The sequence below is a fragment of the Stieleria varia genome, assembly GCF_038443385.1.
GTDB lineage: Bacteria > Planctomycetota > Planctomycetia > Pirellulales > Pirellulaceae > Stieleria > Stieleria varia.
Genome location: NZ_CP151726.1, coordinates 3,684,343 through 3,710,182, shown reverse-complemented (window position 1 = coordinate 3,710,182; position 25,840 = coordinate 3,684,343). Strand labels below are relative to the sequence as shown.

The 25,840-nt window shown below is 56.4% G+C and carries 2 protein-coding genes; both read left to right on the top strand.

Annotated elements, in window-relative coordinates; all coding sequences use genetic code 11:
- Nucleotides 1–221 precede the first annotated feature (221 nt).
- Nucleotides 222–23,831, top strand: a complete 23,610-nt coding sequence (locus Pla52nx_RS12235; RefSeq protein ID WP_342190391.1) for an Ig-like domain-containing protein — start codon at nt 222–224, stop codon at nt 23,829–23,831.
- Entirely contained in the window at nt 23,828–25,795 is a 1,968-nt protein-coding gene (locus Pla52nx_RS12230) for a preprotein translocase subunit SecA (RefSeq protein WP_146520087.1), read from the top strand. Before Pla52nx_RS12235 ends, Pla52nx_RS12230 begins: the two co-directional genes overlap by 4 nt.
- Nucleotides 25,796–25,840: the final 45 nt, after the last annotated feature.

Below are 25,840 nucleotides of genomic sequence, written 5' to 3'. Positions count from 1 at the left end.
AGCGAAGCGGTCTTGCACGATTCGATCGGTACCACCCTCAGGGTGACCTATCTTCCGCACAAATTGCGTGTTCGCCAACGTCACCTCTTAAGCCAGCAAAGCGATACGTGCGATAGCTTTTTGTACAGACCAATGCATCGCTTGAGGTACGCGCTCATCGACGCATTGGCTGGGGGCGACTGATCAATTCGAAAACATCGCGAATGCTTGGGTAGATAGGTATGAGTAGTGGCGACAAGCTGGCTCGGATCATGGAGCAACTGGAAGACCGGGTGCTCTTCGACGCGGTTCCAGACGGTGGTTTCATCATGCAGCCGGATGCCGGTGATCAAGCCGCCGCGTTGGAGCCTGCGCTACAGATGTCGGTCAATGCTGCTCAAGCAGACGAGTTGCCACGTGAACTGATCATTCTGGACGGCAATGTCGAGAACGCCGACGATATGATCGCGGAAATCCTGGAACAGCGCTCCGGGACTTCACTCGAAATCCGCATGTTGGAAATCGACCAAGACGGAGTGGCGCAGATTTCTGAGATCCTGGAGTCCTCTGATGGGCGATACGATGCAATTCACATCCTGTCGCACGGCAGTGACGGCAATCTACGTTTGGGCAACACGGTATTGTCGGCATCATCGCTGGATGCTTACTCGGCGCAGTTCGTGACCTGGGCTGACCATATGAGCGAAGACGCCGACTTGCTCATCTATGGCTGCAACTTCGCCGGAGACGCTGACGGCGAAACCATGCTCAAGGCGCTTGGTGCACTCACCGGAGCAGACGTCGCTGCCTCGAATGACATGACCGGTAGCGAATCGCTGGGCGGCGATTGGGATCTCGAAATCGCCCACGGTGATATCGAAACAGAATCGTTGGTTTTCGAACAATGGTTTGGGTTGCTCGCTGACTTCACCATGGGGACGCTGACGGGCGTAGACATCGGCCCCGCCACCGATACCACCTCGCCCACCAACTGGACACACGCGACGGGGACTGGAACATACACCAATCTGGTGAACGAAGACGGCGTGAACTCGGGTTTGTCTCTGACGATCTCGACAACCGGTTCTCTGATCAATATCAATTCAGATCCATTGGCGTCGACGATCCCCAACCACACCAATGATCTCTCAGGCCTTGATGGCAGCCTCTACGACAACTCCGGCGGCACCGAGCAAATCACTCTGAGATGGAGCAACTTGACGCCCGGCCAGGAGTACGTCGTCTTTAGTTTTGCGCATGCCAGTTTCAACTCGCAACAGACCGTCGAAGTCATTGGAGGCAGCGGCACCGTTACAGCGACGGATCAGTTCTTTGCAGCGAACGAACTGCAAATCAACGGCACGATCGGAAACAGCAGCGTCGACCTAGAAGACCTTGGCGTCGTGATGACCGCAGATTCGAATGGTCGAATCACGATTCGAATGACGTCGAATTATTGGGCAGTGGTCAGCGGAACAGCGATTGCCGCGGTCTCTGATGTGCCTCCTGATGCGACAGCAGATGTCAATGTCGTCGTGGAGGACTCAGCACAGAATCCAGTCACCGGCAATGTCTTGGCGAACGACAGTGCGTTATCCGGCGGGCTAACTGTTTCAGCAGTAAACGGCTCTGCATCGAATGTGGGCACAACGATCAGCGGCAACCATGGAACGTTGTTGCTCAACTCTGATGGCAGTTACACATACACACTGAACGATTCCGACCCCGCCGTGCAGGCGCTGAATGATCAGACCAACTTGGTCTACATCGGCAGCGATGACGGGTCCGGAGTCGGCACCAGCACCAGTGGACGGATTCAAGCATTGAACTTGAACACGGGAACGACGAGTGTGGTGACAACCAGCACCCTGGTGCCTTACATCAACGGACTGGCCGCCAACGCAGATAACAATCTGGTTTACTACTCCGACGATACTTCGGTGTACTACTGGGATCCGGCAACCGACACGCACGGTGTCGTTGGCACATTGTCCGGCATGGGTATCCCGTCCTCCGAGGGTGTGCTGAGCGGCGGAGCAACCTACTTTGATGGTGCACTGTACTTGGGAACCGAACCCGACGGTGCGGGATCAATGGTCGACATCTATCGACTCGATCTCGCAGCGGACGGATTGTCCGTGACAAGTGCAACCGCATTGAATGTCGCAGGAGCCGCTGCAGCCGCCGGATTTCCCGATGTAGGCGGATTCGGTGACTTGATCTACTCGGGTGGAAAAATTTATGGCTCCACCACCGTCGCCGGCTTTTGGTCTTTTGATCTGTCAACGAATGCATTTACACAAATCAATGCCAACTACCTGGGACAACTCGCCGCCACCGAAGACGGACGCGTGTTCAGTGCCGCTGGTTTTTCCGTCCAACAAGTTGACTTGGATACAGGTGAAGTCACGGGCGCGATTCTAGCGAGTCCTCTGGAAGCCTTGGACGCTTCTGGTGCAATCAGCGCGCCACAAAATCCCAACTCCGTATTGACCGAACGCTTTACCTACACCGTTGTCGATGACGATGGCGATGCGGTCGTGTCGCACTTGGACATCACGATCACAGGATCCAACGATCCGCCGGTCGCCAATGATTTGTCGATGGTTGTTCAGCAAGACAGCTCAGGAAACTCCGTCATCATCACGCTACCCAGCGACGCCGATGACGCCACCTCCGATCTAACGATTTCATTCTCGGCGGTCCCCAATGCAACTCAAGGTACGTTCTTTCTCGCAGGAACCCCGATAACGACGGCGACCACGATCAGTGGAGATCAGCTCAATCAATTGACATTCACTCCGGCAAGTGGCTACGCGGGGTTTGCCGTTCTGAATTACACGGTAACCGACACCCGAGGCGCTACCGACACGGGCGTGATCAACGTCACCGTCAATGGACCACCGACGGCGACCAACAATAGCGGTTCTGTTACGGAAAATACATCACCAACGGCTACCGGAAACGTCATATCCGACGATGACGGATCAGGAATCGACTCAGATCCTTTCGGCGGTGTCTTGACCGTTTCGGCCATCAATGGATCATCGGGTAACGTCGGTGCGGCGTTCAACACCGTCTTCGGTTCCCTACAAGTCAACTCGGACGGATCGTACACATACACGCTGGACGATGGAAACGCGACCGTCAATGCGCTTCCCATTGGAGGCTCCCTGAGCGAATCATTCAGCTACACCATTTCCGACGGCGCTGGCGGATCGGCAACAGCGACGTTGACAATCAATATCACGGGCACCAACGACGTTCCCGTTGTGGCATCTGCGATTCCCACGCAAACAAGCGACGATGGTGACGTTGTATCGCTCAATATCGCGGGACATTTTTCCGATCCCGAATCCGGAACATTGACTTTCTCGGCCACGGGATTGCCGCCTGGTCTATCGATCGACACGGCCGGACTGATCTCGGGCTCCATTTCAGCAAACGCTTCTTTATCAGGACCGTACACGGCCACTGTCACCGCAACAGACCCTCTCGGGGCTTCTACTAATCATCAATTTACTTGGAACGTCAACAACCCCACGCCAACAGCGACGGATAATGATTTGGCGACGACGGAGAATGCTCCGTTGTCAGGGAATGTGATCACGGACAACGACGGAAACGGAGTCGATTCGGATCCCGATGGGGACAACCTTGTTGTCTCCGCCGTGAACGGTTCGGCTGGCAACGTCGGCAGCTCGGTCACGGGGACGAACGGCGGAGCGTTCAATATCAGCTCGACTGGCGCGTACACTTTTAACCCTGGCAGTGACTTCGATTCGCTGGCCACGGGAGTTACTGCAACGACGTCGGTGACCTACACGATTAGTGATGGCCAAGGCGGAACGAGCCTCGCCACAGTGACGGTGACCGTGACCGGAACGAATGATGGACCGACGGCACAGGGGACGATCAGCCCGCAGTCGGGAATCGACTCGACGACGATTGCTACTCTCGATGTGAGCGGATTCTTCACGGACATGGATGCGACCGATGTGTTGACGTTCAGCGACGGCGGGACGCTGCCACCGGGCTTGTCGATCAACTCGGCGGGGCAGATCACCGGGACGTTCAACGCAGACGCTTCCGTTGGTAGTCCGTATTCGGTGGTGATCACCGCGACCGATCCCAGTGGTGCGTCGGTCACACAGTCGTTCGCCTGGACAGTGACGAACCCTGGTCCGACGGCGACGGACAATGATTTGGCGACAACCGAGAACGCTCCGTTGTCAGGGAATGTGATCACGGATAACGACGGTAGTGGTGTCGACTCGGATCCTGATGGGGATAGCCTCGTTGTCTCCGCCGTGAACGGATTGGCTGGCAACGTGGGCAGCTCGGTCACGGGGACGAATGGCGGAGCGTTCAATATCAGTTCAACCGGTGCATATACGTTCAATCCTGGTAGCGACTTTGATTCGTTGGCCGCGGGTGCTATCGCAACGACGTCGGTGACCTACACGATTAGTGATGGCCAAGGCGGAACGAGCCTCGCCACAGTGACGGTGACCGTGACCGGAACGAATGATGGACCGACGGCACAGGGGACGATCAGCCCGCAGTCGGGAATCGACTCGACGACGATTGCTACTCTCGATGTGAGCGGATTCTTCACGGACGTGGATGCGACCGATGTGTTGACGTTCAGCGACGGCGGGACGCTGCCACCGGGCTTGTCGATCAACTCGGCGGGGCAGATCACCGGGACGTTCAACGCAGACGCTTCCGTTGGTAGTCCGTATTCGGTGGTGATCACCGCGACCGATCCCAGTGGTGCGTCGGTCACACAGTCGTTCGCCTGGACAGTGACGAACCCTGGTCCGACGGCGACGGACAATGATTTGGCGACAACCGAGAACGCTCCGTTGTCAGGGAATGTGATCACGGATAACGACGGTAGTGGTGTCGACTCGGATCCTGATGGGGATAGCCTCGTTGTCTCCGCCGTGAACGGATTGGCTGGCAACGTGGGCAGCTCGGTCACGGGGACGAATGGCGGAGCGTTCAATATCAGTTCAACCGGTGCATATACGTTCAATCCTGGTAGCGACTTTGATTCGTTGGCCGCGGGTGCTATCGCAACGACATCGGTGACCTACACGATTAGTGATGGCCAAGGTGGAACGAGTCTCGCCACGGTGACAGTCACTGTGACCGGAACGAATGATGGACCGACGGCACAGGGGACGATCGCTCCGCAAGCTGGTGTCGATGCAACGACGGTCGCAACGCTCGATGTAAGCGGATTCTTTACCGATGTGGATGCGACCGATGTGTTGACATTCAGCGACGGCGGGACACTGCCACCGGGCCTGTCGATCAACTCGGCGGGGCAGATCACTGGCACGTTCAACGCGGACGCTTCCGTTGGTAGTCCGTATTCGGTGGTGATCACCGCGACCGATCCTAGTGGTGCGTCGGTCACACAATCGTTCGTTTGGACGGTGACGAACCCTGGTCCGACGGCGACGGACAATGATTTGGCGACAACCGAGAACGCTTCGTTGTCAGGGAATGTGATCACGGATAACGATGGCAACGGCGTGGATTCGGATCCTGATGGGGATAATCTGGTTGTCGCCGCCGTGAACGGTTCGGCTGGCAACGTCGGCAGCTCGGTCACGGGAACGAATGGTGGATCGTTCAATATCAGCTCGACTGGCGCGTACACTTTTAACCCTGGCAGTGACTTCGATTCGCTGGCCACGGGAGTTACTGCAACGACGTCGGTGACATACACGATTAGTGATGGCCAAGGCGGAACGAGCCTCGCCACAGTGACGGTGACCATGACCGGAACGAATGATGGACCGACGGCACTGGGGACAATCAGTCCGCAGTCGGGAATCGATGCAACGACGATCGCTACTCTCGATGTGAGCGGATTCTTCACGGACGTGGATGCGACCGATGTGTTGACATTCAGCGACGGTGGGACACTGCCGCCGGGATTGTCGATCAACTCGGCGGGGCAGATCACCGGGACGTTCAACGCAGACGCTTCTGTTGGTAGTCCGTATTCGGTGGTGATCACCGCGACCGATCCCAGTGGTTCATCGGTCACACAATCGTTCGTTTGGACGGTGACGAACCCTGGTCCGACCGCGACGGACAATGATTTGGCGACAACCGAGAACGCTCCGTTGTCAGGGAATGTGATCACGGACAACGACGGAAACGGCGTCGATTCTGATCCCGATGGGGATAACCTTGTTGTCTCCGCCGTGAATGGATCGGCCGGTAATGTCGGCAGCTCGGTCGCAGGAACGAATGGCGGGTCGTTCAACTTCGGCTCGACTGGCGCGTACACGTTCAACCCTGGTAGCGACTTTGATTCGTTGGCCGCGGGTGCTATCGCAACGACAACGGTGACCTACACGATTAGTGATGGCCAAGGTGGAACGAGTCTCGCCACGGTGACAGTCACTGTGACCGGAACGAATGATGGACCGACGGCACAGGGGACGATCGCTCCGCAAGCTGGTGTCGATGCAACGACGGTCGCAACGCTCGATGTAAGCGGATTCTTTACCGATGTGGATGCGACCGATGTGTTGACATTCAGCGACGGCGGGACACTGCCACCGGGATTGTCGATCAACTCGGCGGGGCAGATCACCGGCACATTCAACGCGGACGCTTCTGTTGGTAGTCCTTATTCTGTCGTGATCACCTCGACCGATGCCAGTGGTGCGTCGGTGACGCAATCGTTCGTTTGGACGGTTTCGAATCCGGGACCAACGGCGACGGATAATGATTTGGCGACGACGGAGAATGCTCCGTTGTCAGGGAATGTGATCACGGATAACGATGGCAACGGCGTGGATTCTGATCCTGATGGGGATAACCTTGTTGTCTCCGCCGTGAACGGATTGGCTGGCAACGTCGGCAGTTCGGTCACGGGAACGAATGGTGGATCGTTCAATATCAGCTCGACCGGTGCTTACACGTTCAACCCTGACAGTGACTTCGATTCGCTAGCCGCTGGTGCAACGGCAACGACGTCGGTGAGTTACACGATTAGTGACGGTCAGGGTGGAACGAGTGTCGCGACGGTGACGGTCACTATGACGGGAACGAATGACGCACCGACCGCGCAAGGCTCGATCGCCCCGCAATCGGGAATCGACTCGACGACGATTGCTACTCTCGATGTGAGCGGATTCTTTACGGACGTAGATGCGACCGATGTGCTGACGTTCAGTGACGGCGGGACGCTGCCACCGGGTCTTTCGATTAACTCGGCTGGGCAGATCACTGGCACGTTCAACGCTGATGCATCCGTTGGTAGTCCGTATTCGGTGGTGATCACCGCGACCGATGCCAGTGGTGCGTCGGTGACGCAATCGTTCGTTTGGACAGTTTCGAATCCGGGACCAACGGCGACGGATAATGATTTGGTAACAACCGAGAACGCTCCGTTGTCAGGAAATGTGATCACGGATAACGATGGCAATGGCGTGGATTCGGATCCTGATGGGGATAACCTTGTTGTCTCCTCCGTGAACGGATTGGCTGGCAACGTCGGCAGTTCGGTCACGGGAACGAATGGTGGATCGTTCAATATCAGCTCGACCGGTGCTTACACGTTCAACCCTGACAGTGACTTCGATTCGCTAGCCGCTGGTGCAACGGCAACGACGTCGGTGAGTTACACGATTAGTGACGGTCAGGGTGGAACGAGTGTCGCGACGGTGACGGTCACTATGACGGGAACGAATGACGCACCGACCGCGCAAGGCTCGATCGCCCCGCAATCGGGAATCGACTCGACGACGATTGCTACTCTCGATGTGAGCGGATTCTTTACGGACGTAGATGCGACCGATGTGCTGACGTTCAGTGACGGCGGGACGCTGCCACCGGGTCTTTCGATTAACTCGGCTGGGCAGATCACTGGCACGTTCAACGCTGATGCATCCGTTGGTAGTCCGTATTCGGTGGTGATCACCGCGACCGATGCCAGTGGTGCGTCGGTGACGCAATCGTTCGTTTGGACAGTTTCGAATCCGGGACCAACGGCGACGGATAATGATTTGGTAACAACCGAGAACGCTCCGTTGTCAGGAAATGTGATCACGGATAACGATGGCAATGGCGTGGATTCGGATCCTGATGGGGATAGCCTCGTTGTCTCCGCCGTGAACGGATCTGCTGGCAACGTGGGCAGCTCGGTCACGGGGACGAACGGCGGAGCGTTCAATATCAGCTCGACCGGTGCTTACACGTTCAATCCCGGCAACGACTTCGACTCGCTGGCTGCTGGTGCAACGGCAACGACGTCGGTGAATTACACGATTAGTGACGGTCAGGGTGGAACGAGTCTCGCCACGGTGACAGTCACTGTGACCGGAACGAATGATGGACCGACGGCACAGGGGACGATCAGTCCGCAGTCGGGAATCGATGCAACGACGATCGCTACTCTCGATGTGAGCGGATTCTTTACCGATGTGGACGCGACCGATGTGTTGACATTCAGCGACGGCGGGACGCTGCCACCGGGATTGTCGATCAACTCGGCGGGGCAGATCACCGGGACGTTCAACGCAGACGCTTCTGTTGGTAGCCCTTATTCGGTCGTGATCACGGCGACCGATCCCAGTGGTGCGTCGGTCACACAGTCGTTCGCCTGGACAGTGACGAACCCTGGTCCGACGGCGACGGACAATGATTTGGCGACAACCGAGAACGCTTCGTTGTCAGGGAATGTGATCACGGATAACGATGGCAACGGCGTGGATTCTGATCCTGATGGGGATAACCTTGTTGTCTCCGCCGTGAACGGATTGGCTGGCAACGTCGGCAGCTCGGTCACGGGAACGAACGGCGGAGCGTTCAATATCAGTTCAACCGGTGCTTACACGTTCAATCCCGGCAGCGACTTCGACTCGCTGGCTGCTGGTGCAACGGCAACGACGTCGGTGAGTTACACGATCAGCGACGGTCAGGGTGGAACGAGTGTCGCGACGGTGACAGTCACTGTGACGGGAACGAATGATGGACCGACGGCACAGGGAACGATCAGTTCGCAGTCGGGAATCGATGCAACGACGATCGCTACTCTCGATGTGAGCGGATTCTTCACGGACGTGGATGCGACCGATGTCTTGACATTCAGCGACGGTGGGACACTGCCGCCGGGATTGTCGATCAACTCGGCTGGGCAGATCACTGGCACGTTCAACGCTGATGCATCCGTTGGTAGTCCGTATTCGGTGGTGATCACCGCGACCGATGCCAGTGGTGCGTCGGTGACGCAATCGTTCGTTTGGACGGTTTCGAATCCGGGACCAACGGCGACGGACAATGATCTGGCAACGACCGAGAATGCTCCGTTGTCGGGGAATGTGATCACGGATAACGACGGTAGTGGTGTCGACTCGGATCCTGATGGGGATAGCCTCGTTGTCTCCGCCGTGAACGGATTGGCTGGCAACGTGGGCAGCTCGGTCACGGGGACGAATGGCGGAGCGTTCAATATCAGTTCAACCGGTGCATACACGTTCAATCCCGGCAGCGACTTCGACTCGCTGGCTGCTGGTGCAACCGCAACGACGTCGGTTAGTTACACGATCAGCGACGGTCAGGGTGGAACGAGTGTCGCGACGGTGACAGTCACTGTGACCGGAACGAATGATGCACCGACCGTGCAAGGCACGATCACCCCGCAGTCGGGAATCGATGCAACGACGATCGCTACTCTCGATGTGAGCGGATTCTTCACGGACGTGGATGCGACCGATGTCTTGACATTCAGCGACGGTGGGACACTGCCGCCGGGATTGTCGATCAACTCGGCGGGGCAGATCACTGGCACGTTCAACGCGGACGCTTCCGTTGGTAGTCCGTATTCGGTGGTGATCACCGCGACCGATGCCAGTGGTGCATCGGTCACACAATCGTTCGTTTGGACGGTGACGAACCCTGGCCCGACGGCGACGGATAATGATTTGACGACGACGGAGAATGCTCCGTTGTCAGGGAATGTGATCACGGATAACGATGGCAACGGCGTGGATTCTGATCCTGATGGGGATAACCTTGTTGTCTCCGCCGTGAACGGATTGGCTGGCAACGTCGGCAGTTCGGTCACGGGAACGAATGGTGGATCGTTCAATATCAGCTCGACCGGTGCTTACACTTTCAATCCCGGCAGCGACTTTGATTCGCTAGCCGCTGGTGCAACGGCAACGACGTCGGTGAGTTACACGATAAGTGACGGTCAGGGCGGAACGAGTGTCGCGACGGTGACAGTCACTGTGACGGGAACGAATGATGCACCGACCGCGCTAGGCACAGTTGGTCCACAATCAGGCGTCGACGCGACGACGATCGCTACTCTAAATGTGAGCGGATTCTTCACGGACGTGGATGCGACCGATGTGCTGACGTTCAGTGACGGCGGGACGCTGCCACCGGGATTGTCGATCAACTCGGCGGGGCAGATCACCGGGACGTTCAACGCAGACGCTTCTGTTGGTAGTCCGTATTCGGTGGTGATCACGGCGACCGATGCCAGTGGTGCATCGGTCACACAATCGTTCGTTTGGACGGTGACGAACCCTGGACCAACGGCGACGGATAATGATTTGACGACGACGGAGAATGCTCCGTTGTCAGGGAATGTGATCACGGATAACGATGGCAACGGCGTGGATTCTGATCCTGATGGGGATATCCTTGTTGTCTCCGCCGTGAACGGATTGGCTGGCAACGTCGGCAGCTCGGTCACGGGGACGAACGGCGGAGCGTTCAATATCAGTTCAACCGGTGCATACACGTTCAATCCCGGCAGCGACTTCGACTCGCTGGCTGCTGGTGCAACCGCAACGACGTCGGTGAGTTACACGATAAGTGACGGTCAGGGCGGAACGAGTGTCGCGACGGTGACAGTCACTGTGACGGGAACGAATGATGCACCGACCGCGCTAGGCACAGTTGGTCCACAATCAGGCGTCGACGCAACGACGATCGCTACTCTCGATGTGAGCGGATTCTTCACGGACGTGGATGCGACCGATGTCTTGACATTCAGCGACGGTGGGACACTGCCGCCGGGATTGTCGATCAACTCGGCGGGGCAGATCACCGGGACGTTCAACGCAGACGCTTCTGTTGGTAGCCCTTATTCTGTCGTGATCACCGCGACCGATGCCAGTGGTGCATCGGTCACACAATCGTTCGTTTGGACGGTTTCGAACCCTGGTCCGACGGCGACGGACAATGATTTGGCGACAACCGAGAACGCTCCGTTGTCAGGGAATGTGATCACGGATAACGACGGAAACGGCGTCGATTCGGATCCTGATGGGGATAGCCTTGTTGTCTCCGCCGTGAACGGATTGGCTGGCAACGTCGGGAACTCAATCACGGGGACGAATGGAGGATCGTTCAACATTGGCTCGACTGGTGCGTACACCTTCAACCCAGGTAGCGACTTCGACTCGCTGGCTGCTGGTGCAACGGCAACGACGTCGGTGAGTTACACGATCAGCGATGGACAAGGTGGGACGAGTCTTGCCACGGTGACAGTCACTGTGACCGGAACGAATGATGGACCGACGGCACAGGGGACAATCGCTCCTCAGTCGGGAATCGACTCAACGACGATTGCAACGCTCGATGTAAGCGGATTCTTTACCGATGTGGATTCCACCGATGTGTTGACGTTCAGTGACAGCGGGACGCTGCCATCGGGTCTTTCGATCAACTCGGCTGGGCAGATCACTGGCACGTTCAATGCGGATGCATCCGTTGGTAGTCCTTATTCGGTGGTGATCACCGCGACCGATCCCAGCGGTGCGTCGGTCACACAGTCGTTCGTCTGGACAGTGACGAACCCTGGTCCGACGGCGACGGACAATGATTTGGCGACAACCGAGAACGCTCCGTTGTCAGGGAATGTGATCACGGACAACGACGGAAACGGCGTCGATTCGGATCCTGATGGGGATAATCTGGTTGTCGCCGCCGTGAACGGTTCGGCTGGCAACGTCGGCAGCTCGGTCACGGGAACGAATGGTGGATCGTTCAATATCAGCTCGACCGGTGCTTACACGTTCAATCCCGGCAGCGACTTCGATTCATTGGTAGCAGGTGCAACTGCGACGACGTCGGTGAGTTACACGATTAGTGACGGGCAGGGTGGCCTGAGCGCTGCGACGGTGACAGTGACGGTCGCAAAATCGAATCAATCACCAACTTCGATCGGGACAATTGGTCCACAGACAGGGATCGATTCCGCCACGATCACCATGTTGGACGTCAGCGGATTCTTCGACGACCAAGATGCAGGAGATTTGATCTCTTTTGGCGATGGGGGAACTTTACCTCCTGGATTGTCCATCAACTCCGCGGGACAGATCACAGGCACATTCGACTCAGATGCATCTCTTGGCAGTCCTTATTCGGTCGTGATCACCGCCACTGACTTGAGTGGTGCGTCGGTGACGCAATCATTTGTTTGGACGGTTACGAATCCGGGGCCGACGGCGACGGACAATGATCTGACGTCCACCGAGAACACCCCGTTGTCGGGGAACGTCATCGCGGATAACGATGGCAACGGTGTGGATACCGACCCTGATGGCGACACAATAGTCGTTTCGGCGGTCAATGGATTGGGTGGAAACGTCGGAAACCCTGTGACCGGAACCAACGGTGGGACGTTCAGCATTGCTGCCAACGGTGTATACACGTTCAACCCCGGCGGTGACTTTGATTCGTTGGCTGCGGGAGCCACCGCAATCACGTCCGTGACGTACACGATCAGTGATGGGCAGGGAGGAATCGATCTAGCGACCGTTTCGATCACCGTCACAGGAACGAATGACATCCCAACGGCACAGGGCACGATCGGTCCGCAATCAGGTATCGATTCGGCAGCGATTGCAACTCTGGATGTGAGCGGATTCTTTGCGGATTTGGATGCGACCGATGTGCTGACATTCAGTGACGGTGGGACGTTGCCGCTAGGCTTGTCTATCAATTCGACGGGTCAGATCACCGGCACTTTCGACGCGGATGCATCCCTTGGCAGTCCTTACACCGTCATGATCACCGCAACCGATCCTAGCGGTGCATCGGCAGCACAATCGTTCGTCTGGACCGTGACAAATCCGGTACCGACGGCAACGGATAATGACCTAGCCACAAGCGAGAATGCTTCGCTGTCGGGTAATGTAATCACGGACAACGATGGCAACGGTGTCGATGCTGATCCCGATGGAGACAGCCTTGTTGTTTCGGCTGTGAATGGTTCGGCTGGCAGTGTGGGTAACGCGGTCACGGGGACGAACGGTGGAACATTTAGCATCAATTCAACCGGTGCCTACACATTCGAACCTGGTAGTGACTTTGATTCACTGGCGACTGGAGCTACAGCGACGACTTCGATTACGTATACGATCAGTGATGGACAAGGAGGAACGAGCGTTGCCACCGTCTCAGTGACCGTGACTGGATCGAATGATGCGCCGACCGCACAAGGGTCGATCGGTCCGCAGTCCGGTGTCGATTCGACAACGATTGCAACGCTTGACGTGAGCGACTTTTTCACGGATTTGGATGCAACCGACGTCTTGACCTTCAGTGACGGCGGGACGCTGCCTCCGGGCCTGTCGATCAACTCGGCTGGCGATATCACCGGCACGTTCGATGCCAATGCATCCGTTGGTAGTCCCTATTCTGTCGTGATCACCGCAACGGACCCAAGTGGTGCGTCGGAAACACAATCGTTTGTATGGACAGTAACCAATCCAGGTCCAACGGCGACGGACAACGATCTGGCGACGACCGGTAATGCTCCGCTGTCGGGGAATGTCATCACAGATAACGATGGCAACGGCGTCGATTCGGACCCTGATGGGGACAGCCTTGTTGTATCGGCTGTGAATGATTCGGCTGGAAACGTTGGAAGTTCTGTCACGGGGACCAACGGTGGAGCATTCAGCATCAGTTCGACTGGCATATACACCTTTGACCCCGGCAGTGACTTTGATTCATTGGCTGCCGGTGCTATCGCGACCACTTCGGTGACTTACACGGTCAGTGACGAACAGGGGGGAACGAGTCTCGCTACGGTTACTGTAACCGTTACCGGAACAAATGATGCGCCGACCGCACTAGGTACCATTGGTCCACAATCAGGCGTCGATTCGACGACGATCGCGACTTTGGACGTTAGCGGATTCTTCGCAGACGTGGATGCGACCGATGTGCTGGCTTTTAGCGACGGTGGAACGTTGCCGTCGGGCTTGTCGATCAACTCTGCTGGGCAGATCACCGGGACTTTCGATGCGGACGCATCCGTTGGCAGCCCGTATTCGGTCGCGATCACGGCCACCGATCCTGATGGCGCGTCGGTAACACAGACGTTCATTTGGACGGTTTCGAATCCGGGACCTACGGCGACGGATAATGATTTGGCAACGACGGAGAACGCTCCGTTGTCGGGAAACGCGATCACGGATAACGACGGAAACGGTGTCGACTCTGATCCAGATGGAGACGGCCTTGTCGTTTCGGCCGTGAATGGGTCTGCTGGAAATGTGGGTAGTTCGGTCGCCGGGAGCAACGGCGGGGCCTTTAGCATCAGCTCAACCGGTGCGTACACCTTCAACCCCGGCAGTGATTTTGATTGGCTGGCTGCAGGTGAAACCGCAACGACCTTAGTGACGTACACCGTCAGTGACGGCCAAGGCGGAATCGATCTTGCGACGGTATCCGTTACCATCACAGGCACGAATGATGTGCCAACCGCCGATGGTACGATCCCGCCACAGATTGGCATCGACTCGGCAACCATTGTTACGCTGGACGTAAACTCCTATTTCAATGACAGCGATTCCAACGACAGCTTGACCTTTAACGATCTAGGCACATTGCCGCTGGGGCTATCCATTAGCTCCGCCGGCCAGATCAGCGGAACATTTGCATCCAATGCGTCGGCAGGCAGTCCGTACTTGGTCACGATCACAGCAACAGACGGCAGCGGAACCACGGTCACTCAGAGCTTTACGTGGACTGTGACCAATCCAGGGCCCGTTGCTCAGGACAACAGTTTGATCGCGAACGAGAATGCAAGCCTGGTTGGAAACGTGATTAACGACGACGACGGCTTTGGCGCAGACTCGGATACTGATGGAGACATGTTGATTGTTTCCGAGGTCAATGGGAACGCCGCACTCGTGGACTCGGATGTTGCCGGCTCAAACGGAGGGACATTCCGGATCTCGACCAACGGTCTCTACACCTTCGATCCTGGCACCGATTTTGATGGACTGGCAGCAGGTGCAATCGCGACCACGTCGATCACTTATACGCTCAGTGATGGAAACGGCGGAACGGATACGGCCACGGTAATCGTCACGGTGACGGGAACGAATGACACCCCTACAGCGATCGGAGCCATTGGCCCACAATCAAGCGTTGATTCGTCAACCATCGCGACTTTGGATTTGAGCCCGTTTTTCGGCGATGCGGACTCTGGAGATACGCTTGTCTACGATGCTGGTGGAACCCTACCAGGCGGACTATCGATTGATGGGAATGGACGGATCACGGGAACACTGGACCATGATGCATCTCAGTCCAGTCCTTTTTCGGTGACCATCACAGCGACAGACTTGGCTGGCGAATCGGTCACTCAATCGTTTCTCTGGACTGTAACGAATCCGACTCCCGTTGCCTCGGACAACTTCGCTGCGACTACAGAACAAGCGTCAGTAGTCGGCAACGTGATTTCTGACAATGATGGAAGCGGTATCGACTACGATCCAGACGGAGACTCTTTGACGGTGGTTGAAGTCGATGGTTTGCTCTCCAATGTCGGTATCGCTGTCACTGGTTCGGCTGGCGGAACCTTTACGATTGCCGCCAATGGATCGTACAGCTTTGATCCTGGCGCAACGTTTGACTCGCTGGCTGCTGGCGCCACCTCGACCACATCGGTGACCTACAGCATCGGCGATGGAAACGGCGGAAGCGATACCGCAACATTGAGCATCACCGTTGTTGGGAGCAATGACGCGCCGACCGCACATGGCACCATAGCACCGCAGTTCGGTGTTGACTCCGCGTTGACGACTCCACTGGATATCGCTGGATTCTTTAGTGATGTCGATTCAGGCAACGTGCTGACCTACACGGACGGTGGAACCTTACCAAACGGATTGAGCGTCAGTCCGAGCGGCATGATCACTGGGAGCTTTACGTCAAATGCGTCTCAGACCTCGCCTTACACGGTAACGATAACAGCAACCGATCAATCGGGCGAAACCGCCACGCAGACGTTTACTTGGACGGTCAACAATTTGTCACCGGTTGCGACCGACAATGACCTCGCAACGCAACAGAATGTTGCCGTCAGCGGCAATGTGATCTTGGATGACGATTTCAACGGCGTGGACACGGACCCCGATGGCGACGTGCTGTCGATTGCGGAAGTCAACGGCACTCCAACCGCTGTTGGTGCGATCACGGCAGGCACACTGGGTGGTCAGTTCAACATCACCGCGACGGGTGGATATACCTTTGACCCTGGAAACGACTTTGACTACCTGGGCGCCGGCGAGTCTGTGGTAACGTCGGTAACGTATACCCTCAGCGACGGCGAAGGCGGTCTATCCATTGCAACATTGTCTGTAACGGTGACGGGAACCAATGAGAGTCCGACGACAGTTGGTTCGATACCACCACAAATCGGCGAAGACTCAGCGGTCACGGCAACGCTTGATATCAGCATATTTTTTACCGATACCGATTCGACGGACGCGTTGACATTCTCGGACAATGGAACGCTGCCGGTTGGGTTATCCATCTCATCCACCGGGCAAATCACCGGAACGTTCGACAACAACGCGTCCTCCGCCAGTCCGTACAGCGTCACGATCACGGCGACGGACCCACACGGCGCTAGTGTGACTCAGAGCTTCATTTGGGTGGTCACCAATGCTGCTCTCGAGGCCACGAACAATGACGTGACGACGCAGCAAAACCTTGTTCGTACCGGGAATGTCATTACAGACGATGACGGGCATGGCGTGGACACCGATGTTGATGGAGATCCAATCACCGTAGTGGAGATCAACGGAGCGTCTGGAGACGTGGGAGTTTCCGTCGCTGGCTCCAATGGAGGGACCTTTGTTGTCATGGCCAATGGAGACTATACCTTTGCCCCAGGATCTGATTTCGATTCTTTGGGACAAGGTGAAACGGCATCCACGTCGATCGTCTATACAGCGAGCGATGGGCAAGGCGGGTTCGATGCTGCTGTCTTGACAGTCTCTGTCGTGGGTACCAATGAAGCCCCGATTGCACTGAATGCCATTCCGCCTCAGTCAGGGACAGACGCACAAACGATCACACCACTGGACGTCAGCGTGTACTTTGCGGACCCAGACGGGACAGACGTTGTCTCGTTCACGGACGGTGGCACTCTGCCTCCTGGATTGTCCGTTGATAGCCAAGGATTGATCACGGGTACGTTTGACTCAGATGCATCCATCAACAGCCCTTACACGGTTGTGATCACGGCAACAGATCCGTTTGGTGAAAGCGTTCTCATATCGTTCACATGGACGGTCTTGAATCCGGCACCGGTAGCACAAGCCGATGCACTGACGACGGATCAAGCAAGCGTTCTAACAACGAATCTGATTGCCGATGACAACGGAAATGGTGTTGATTCAGACCCAGACGGCGATGTCCTGCTGATTGTGGAAGTCAACGGATCGGCTGGCAATCTGAACACAGGCATTGCTGGATCGGGGGGCGGTTTGTTCACCGTTTCTGCCGATGGCTCGCTCTCATTCGACCCCAACGGCGACTTTGACCATTTGGGTGCTGGTGAATCGACAACAACCTCCATCTCCTATCGTATCAGCGACGGGCAAGGAGGCGATGACTTTGCCATTGCGACAGTGACCGTGTTGGGGACGAACGATGCGCCAACAACTGTCGGCAGCATTCCTCCGCAATTTGGCTCCGATGCAGGGCTCGCGACCCCGCTGGACGTGAGTGTTTACTTTGCCGATGGTGATGCAACGGACTCATTGACCTATTCAGCTAACGGCACGCTGCCTGCGGGGCTTTCGATCGACACAAATTCGGGGTTGATCACGGGAACCTACGACAACAATGCGTCCGTTGCTAGTCCGTATACAGTATCGATCACGGCAACGGACTCGAATGGTTTGTCAACCACACAGAGCATTGATTGGTTTGTCAGCAACTCAGCACTGGTGGCGACCGATAACGATGTAACCACCGCTGAGAGCACTCCGAGACTCGGAAACGTCTTGACAGATGATGATGGCCATGGCATCGACATGGACCCGGACGGTGACACGATCACCGTTCATTCAGTCAATGGTTCCACCGGCAATATCGGATTCGATGTAGCTGGTTCAAATGGCGGTGTGTTCAATGTGGCGGCCAACGGCGACTACCTTTTCGACCCAGACAATGATTTCGAATATTTGGCCGCGGGCGAGTCGGTCACCACAACACTGACCTACATCGCGACTGACGGGCAAGGCAGCTTTGACATCGCCACTCTGACCGTGACCGTTGTGGGAACCAACGACATACCAACGACCATTGGCACCATTGCACCACAAACCGGAGTGGACGGAGCAGCGATCTCGCCTCTGTCCCTAGCGGGATTCTTTGGGGATGTGGACGGGAGCGATTCGCTGAGCTTTGACGCAGGCGGAACATTGCCACCGGGGCTTTCTCTATCAAACGCTGGCGTCGTCACGGGAAGTTTTACTGCAGATGCATCGCAAGCGAGCCCGTACACGGTGGTGGTCACTGCTACCGACGGACAAGGAGCGAGCGTGACGCAATCCTTCGTATGGACTGTGACCAATCCAGCGCCTGTGGCAGCCAATGATGATTTGACGACAACGGAAGCGACGTCGATCATTGGCAATGTTATCACTGACGATAACGCCCATGGGATCGATCTGGACCCAGATGGCGACCTGTTCTCAGTAACTCAAGTCAACGGCGTCGATAGCAATGTCGGAACTGCGATTGCGGGAACAACTGGAGGCACGTTTATCATCGACTCCAACGGCAACTACGTCTTCGATCCCGGAAATGATTTCATCGGACTTGGTCACAGCGAGACGGCAGTCACCGAAATGACGTACACATTGGCCGATGGAGAGGGCGGCACCGACGTGGCGACGGTTTCTGTCACGGTTCTGGGCGTGAACAACGTACCCACCAGCATCGGCAGCATTGGACCACAGTTCGGGATCGACTCCGCGACCATCACCCCGGTCGACGTCGCTGTTTCGTTCTCCGATCTCGACACCACTGACAGCCTGGTCTTTAGCGATTCGGGTACGCTGCCCGGTGGTTTGAGCATCGACGCATCTACGGGGCGAATCACTGGAACATTTGACACGGACGCGTCCGTCAATAGTCCGTACTCGGTAATGATCACGGCAACGGATACACAAGGCCAATCGGCAACTCAAACCTTCGTTTGGACCGTCGTCAATCCTGTACCGACCGCGACTCAAGACGATTTTGCAATCTTGGCTACAGAGACTATTTCTGCAAACGTCGTGACAACAGACAATGGTCACGGTGTTGACACGGATCCAGACGGGGACGCTCTAACTGTATCCTTGGTCGATGGACAAGCGGCAAATGTGAACACAACGATCAGCGGCTCCGCTGGCGGACTGTTTGTGATCACGCCACTGGGCAATTTGACGTTTGACCCAGCCGGCGACTTCGTCGACTTGAGCGCAGGCGAGACTCGCACAACGACCATCGGCTATACCATTTCCGATGGTCAGGGAGGCATCAGCAGCGCCACGGTCACAGTGGTTCTCACAGGTGTGAACGAAAGTCCGACAGCATTTGGAACGATTCCACCGCAGTTTGACGTCGATTCGAGTCCGATTGCGGCGTTGGATATCAGCGGATACTTTGTCGATGTCGATACGTCCGAGTCGCTGATTTTTGATGATTCTGGTTCGCTGCCATTGGGGCTAACGCTGGACATGTCGACCGGCGAAATCACTGGTGTGTTGGATTCAAGTGCTTCGCAGGGCTCACCGTACGTCGTGACGATCACGGCGACGGATCCCCATGGCGAAACCATAACTCAGTCGTTCGTCTGGACGGTCACCAATCCGCCGCCGGCGGCGGCGGATGATGAGTTCACAACGACGCAAAACTCTGGTATCTCGGGTAACGTGATTTCTACCGACAACGGCAGTGGCGTTGATTCGGATCCGGATGGCGACTCATTGACCGTCACTGAAGTCAACGGAGATTCGCTGGCCGTCAATACCGTGGTGAACGGCTCTACGGGCGGCGAGTTTGTCATTCAGGCGGATGGTACGTTCACGTTTGCCCCTGGCAGCGATTTCGACGACCTACCCGCCGGAGTCCAGCGTGACTCGTACGTTACTTATACGATCAGGGACGCGGACGGCGGTGTCAGCACGGCGATTGCGACCGTACACGTTATAGGGACAAACGACGCACCGATTGTAATCGCCACGATCCCAGACCAAATCGATGTGGAACAATCTCCCATCGCTGGGATCGACATCAGCACCTATTTCTCAGACGTCGATACCGGGACGACCCTCAGCTTCAGTGATGCGGGAACCTTGCCTCCAGGGTTGACGCTTGATTCTTTCAGTGGGCTGATTTCCGGAACGCCGCTTTCCGACGCATCGGTGAACAGTCCCTACACGGTGACCATCATTGCAGACGACGGAGATTCAAGTACGGTCACGGCGACGTTCCAGTGGACGATTACCAACCCGGTCCCGATCGCCAACGACGACCAGTATGCGGTCAATCAGGGTGCAAGCCTTGCGGGAGACGTTCTGGCGGACAATGGTAGCGGAATCGATTTCGATCCAGACGGAGATCCCATGCAGATCTTTGCCGTCGACGGCGGCACGGGCAACGTTGGCAATCTCATTGCTGGCTCCGGTGGCGGGTCGTTCCAGATCAACTCGAATGGCGGATTCAGCTTCGATGCAGGATCGGACTTCGATGACCTCGCTGATGGTGAAACACGACAAACCAGTGTGACCTACACCGTGACGGATGGCCAAAGTGGTTTTGCCACGGCAACCGTCACCATCACAGTCACAGGACTCAACGATGGACCGATAACACTTGGCGTTATTCCCGATCAAGTAGGAACCGACGGAACTGCAATCGTGCCGTTGGACGCGTCCGCGTATTTCACAGACATCGATGCAAGCGACACGCTGCTATTCGACGACAACGGCACATTGCCACCGGGCTTGAGTATCGACTTGCATAGCGGACTGATTTCCGGGACACAAGATATTCACGCGTCGCTTGGCAGCCCGTATTCCGTTGTCGTTACCGCGACCGATAGCTTTGGCAACAGTGCGACGCAAAATTTCACTTGGACGGTCGCCAATCCGTTGCCAACCGCGACGGACAACAACGTAACGGTCGGTGAATCAGGCACCATCCTTGGCAACGTGATCAACGACAACGATGGTAACGGAGTCGATAACGATCCAGACGGTGACACCATTTTGGTTTCTGCAGTGGACGGATTGTCGACGAATGTCGCCAACGTGGTAACCGGCTCAGGTGGCGGTAGGTTCACGATTAACTCCAACGGCAGCTATCTGTTTGAAACGAACGGTGACTTTGATCATTTGACGGGCGGTCAGTCTGCGGTGACGAGCGTCAGCTACACCATTGCCGATGGCGATGGCGGATTCGCCACCGCAACCTTGACGGTGACGGTCACCGGATCGACCGAGCAGCCTGTTCCTGTCGGAACGATCGGTAATCAGAGCAATTTGGACGGAGGAGTGATCACGCCGGTCGATGTCTCTGGCAACTTCTTTGATCCCACGCCGGGCGAAGTGTTGAGCTTCACCGACGGCGGAACCTTGCCAAGCGGTCTGTCCATCGACTCGGCGACTGGAATCATTTCGGGAACACTGTCATCCGATGCGTCCACACACAGTCCGTACACCGTCGTGATAACCGCGACCGATTTACTCGGCCAAGTGGGCACTCAAACATTCCAGTGGTTAGTCAGCAATCCCGGCCCGAGCGCAACGGACGATGGATTCAGCACCACAGAGAACACGATCGTCTCTGGCAACGTCGTTGCCACTGACAACGGCGATGGATCGGACAGTGATCCAGACTCCGATGCGTTGACCGTGATCGCAGTGGACGGTCAAGCGAGTTTGGTAGGCGGAACCGTTGTTGGTTCAGGCGGCGGCACTTTCCACATCGATTCAGCAGGCAGTTTTTCATTCGACCCTGGGAATGACTTTGACTCACTGGCCCCTGGCGTCACTGCTAGTTCGTCGATCACTTACACGATCGCGGACGCCCAAGGCGCGACCAGCACGGCCTTGGTAACAGTCACGATTGTCGGCTCCAACGATGCACCGACCGCAGTCGGCACGATCGGCCCCCAATTCGGGGTCGATTCTGCGGTGGCCGTATCCCTGGATACCAGTGTGTTCTTTGCCGATGCGGATACCGGCGACAACCTGTCGTTCAGCGACAATGCGACGTTGCCACCGGGGCTGGCGATCAACTCCAGCACCGGTGTCATTACTGGAACGTTTGACTCGTCAGCGTCCATGCACAGTCCCTATGTCGTGCGAATCACGGCGACGGATTCAGCGGGAGAATCAATCATACAGACCTTCCTCTGGACGGTCACGAATCCCGCACCCACTGCAGTATCCAACTCGTATTCTGTCGACCAGAACACCGCGACGTCCGGCAATGTGGTATCTGGGAACACCGGTGCCGGCATCGACAGCGACCCGGATGGAGACGGATTGATTGTTCAAGCTGTCAACGGAAGCGTGTCATCGGTGGGCAAGTTCGTTCCAGGTTCCTCAGGGGGACTTTTCCACATCATGCCCGACGGCACACTGACGTTCGACCCGGCAGGAGACTTTGATCACCTGCCAGTAGGAATCACGGTGACGACCGAAGTCAGCTACACCATTGACGATGGCAATGGCGGAACCGATACGGCAATGGCAACGGTTGCGGTTACTGGATTGGATGACGGACCGCGAGCCGTACGTCTCCTTGGTCCTCAAACAAACCCCGAGGGTCAACCAATCGCACCGGTCGACTTGTCGAAATCCCTTGTACCAGGGGATGATGGCGATACGGTGACATACGATGATGGGGGAACGCTGCCGCCCGGCTTGGTTCTTGACCAGGCAACGGGAATCGTGACCGGCACACCGGCAGAGGGAACTGCCGAGATCGGATCGTTCCTGGTCACAATCACCGTCACCGATGGAAGCGGACAGACGCTGTCGGCGAGCTTCACTTGGTCCATCACAGGTGCCTTTGTCTTCGATTCGTTCCGCGATCTGAGCGACGAAGGAAAAGAAGGTATTTCGTCGGTCGGCCGATACGGTTCAACAACGGACATCTTGCTCTCCCGCCAAGTCGACCGTTTGGCACCCGAGCCGATCTTGGCAGGATACGCACAACCCGGATCCGTCTTGGTCGGTCGGATCTATGACGTGAATGGTTCATTGATCGGTGAAACCTCGCTGACGGTTGGCGCAAGCGGGAATTGGACGATGAATTTCTTCAATACCCGCATGTCGTCCAATGCTCGAATCGTGATCGAGCATGTCGCATCGACCAGCGTTGCGTTCGGTGAAACGGGTTTGAAACTCGCCGACGAAACATACCGAGCGTTGGCACTCAACGTGGACAACGCACCGGAACTGACTCCATCGTCGATCATCAAGAACTCGCCGAACGAAACCCTCAAGCGAGCACAAGACGGCAACTCTGATCCGTTGGGGATGAAATGAATCAACTGACCACAACGCCAACTCGTGCTGGGACGAAAAGCTGGCTAGGCCAGTTGCTTGGTAGATCGGCTGATCGACATGATGAAAATCAGGTCGAGGGGCGTGTCACGGAAGTCATTGGGCAAGCGGCCCAGACGGAACGACTCAGCGATGCCGCGTTGAGTCAACGATTTGGTGAGTTGGCAAGCCGGATCCGGCAATCTGATGTGTCGTTCGACTTGGCGACAGCGATGAACGTTGCAGCGTTGGGATGCGAATCGATCCGACGGACCATGGGTTTTCGACCTCACCCGGTTCAGATTCACGGTGCGTTGGCAACGGCTGCCGGTCACATTGTTGAGATGCAAACAGGGGAAGGAAAAACGGTTGTCACAGCACTTGCCGCACTGACCCGTTGCCCCTTTGTCAGCAGTGTTCATGTCGCGACAACGACCGATTACCTAGCCGAACGAGACCACGAGAGCGTGGTGGAAATCTTTCACCGACTGGGGATCACGTCAGCCGTCTTGACCAAAGACGCCGACACGGAGGAAACCCGTGACGCGTACCGCTGCCAGATCATCTACGGCCCGGGCTATCTGTTCGGCTTTGATTACCTGAGAGATCAATTGAAGATCCGCTCTGCGGCCGAGATCACGCTTGGGCGTACCATCCTAGAGTATCTTAGCGGCACCGATATTCGCGACTCGCTCGTCCAGAGAGATCACAGTTGCATCATCATTGACGAGGCCGACAGCGTATTGATTGATGAAGCCACAACACCGCTGATCCTCAGCGGAGCGGGCGCTGCAACGGAATGTTCCGCAATCGAACGTCGTTCGTTTGAATTGGCCAAGTCTGTCGCAGGGTCATTGCAGATCAGCAGTGACTACACCGTTGATTTCACCACCAAACAGATCGAGTTCACGGACGCGGGGCGACATTCATGCTTTGACGCACTCAAGGAATTGGGACGCGTACATCTCGATCGTCCTTGGGATGAGTACATCAAGAATGCTCTTCACGCCGAGCACTTGCTCCTCCGAGACGAGCACTATGTCGTCGTCGATGATAAACTGTCGCTTGTGGATCAACTGACCGGCAGAATCTTTGATGACCGAACATTGAGAGGCGGGTTGCACCAAGCGGTAGAAGCGAAAGAAGGCATCACCATCACGCCGCCGTCGGACAGTGTTGCTCGGGTCACTCGTCAGAGATTCTTTCAGCTCTATGATGCGATCGGTGGACTCACCGGGACCGCTCAAGGCAGTGAAGCAGAACTAGGCCATTTCTATGGTGTTCGCGTCACCCCGCTGGCACCACACCGCCCGTGCAAACGGCTGGAAATGCCGACGCGTTTTTTTGTTGATTGGAACGCAAAGCTGGCGGCGATCATTCAGTTCACGACAAAGTTCCTGGAGACACGTCGTCCGCTGTTGATCGGCACGCGGACGATCCGAGAAAGTCAACAAGTCTTCGAAGCTTTGAACGCGATCGGCATTCATTGCACTTTGCTCAATGGCGTCCAGGATGCTAACGAAGCGGAAATCATTGCGACCGCTGGTCAGACCGACTCGATCGTCATTGCAACCAACATGGCCGGTCGCGGAACGGACATCAAACTGAGCCCAGAATCACGAGAGCGGGGCGGGTTGCATGTGCTGGCGACCAGCCGAAGTCAATCCGCGAGGGTCGACCGACAACTCGCCGGACGCGCAGCACGCCAGGGTGACCCAGGCAGCAGTCAGTTCTTTGTCGCTGCCGACGACGAACTGTTCTGTCGACACGGGCGATCCCTTGCCGACCAAATCGCTCGTGCCGCACGACCCACCGGAGAAGTAGATGTTGCACAATCGCAACAGTTGAGCGACAAGCTGTATCGATTACAACAATTAATCGAGCGTCACGATTACCAAACGCGACGTAGGCTTGTCGGTCATGATCAGTGGATGGATTCCATTCGAGCCGCAATGGTCGCCGAATGATCCGTCCATCACCATCAATCCTTCACCACATTCGTTGCACATTGA

Coding starts and splice junctions, on each gene's coding strand:
- Pla52nx_RS12235 (WP_342190391.1), top strand. CDS start 222: ATGAGTAGTGGCGACAAGCTGGCTCGGATCATGGAGCAACTGGAAGAC.
- Pla52nx_RS12230 (WP_146520087.1), top strand. CDS start 23,828: ATGAATCAACTGACCACAACGCCAACTCGTGCTGGGACGAAAAGCTGG.